This window comes from Mesorhizobium sp. M7A.F.Ca.CA.002.05.1.1 (assembly GCF_003998335.1).
Lineage (GTDB): Bacteria > Pseudomonadota > Alphaproteobacteria > Rhizobiales > Rhizobiaceae > Mesorhizobium.
The window spans coordinates 1-849 of the sequence record NZ_RZQI01001446.1; the positions used below are offsets into that span (position 1 = coordinate 1).

At 65.5% G+C, this 849-nt stretch carries 1 protein-coding gene; it reads right to left on the reverse strand.

What is annotated here, in order from left to right; genetic code table 11:
- Positions 1-849: PLP-dependent transferase (locus EN939_RS36240; RefSeq protein WP_127272060.1), on the reverse strand; the 849-nt coding region annotated here is incomplete at both ends.

Sequence of the window (849 nt, forward strand, 5' to 3'; positions counted from 1 at the left end):
GCTGCCAGCGCCTGCGTCAGGTCGGCGATCAGATCATCCGGGTGCTCCACGCCGATCGACAGCCTGACCGTGGTCTCCAGCACGCCGATGCGTTCGCGCACCTCGAAGGGTATGCCCGAATGGGTCATGGCCGCGGGGTGGCTGGCCAAGGATTCCGTTCCGCCCAGGCTCACCGCCAGCTTGAAGATCTGCAGGTTGTTGAGAAAGGCGAAAGCCGCCTTCTCGCCGCCCTTGATATCGAAGGAGAAGGTCGAGCCGGCACCAGTGCATTGCGCCCTGTAGGTGCGGCCAGCCGGCGTTTCCTCGCCCAGGAACGGAAGGTAATGCACCTTCTCGACCTTGGCATGGTCGCGCAGGAATTCGGCGACCAGGCGCGCATTGTCGTTGGCCCGCTCCATGCGGATCGACAGCGTCTCCAGCGAGCGGCCAAGCATCCAGCAGGAATGCGGGTCGAGCTGCGTGCCGATCGCGCCGCGCAGCGCCTTGATCGGCTTGGTGACCGCCTTGCTGCCCATGGCGGCGCCCGCGATGAGATCGGAATGGCCGCCGACATATTTGGTCAGCGAATAGACGGACACGTCGGCGCCATGTTCGATGGGCCGCTGGAAAACCGGGCCGAGCAGCGTGTTGTCGCACACGACGATCGGCGTCGACCCTTGGCTAGCGCCGATCTCGTCGGCGATCTTCCGCATCAGCGCGATATCGACCAGGCTGTTGGTCGGGTTTGACGGCGTTGCGATCAGGATGACCGACACGCGGCCCTTCGCGACGGCGGCGTCGGAGGCCGTGCGCACCGCTGCCTCATCGACGCCATCTACGAAACCGACCGCGCCGATACCGAAGCCGGAG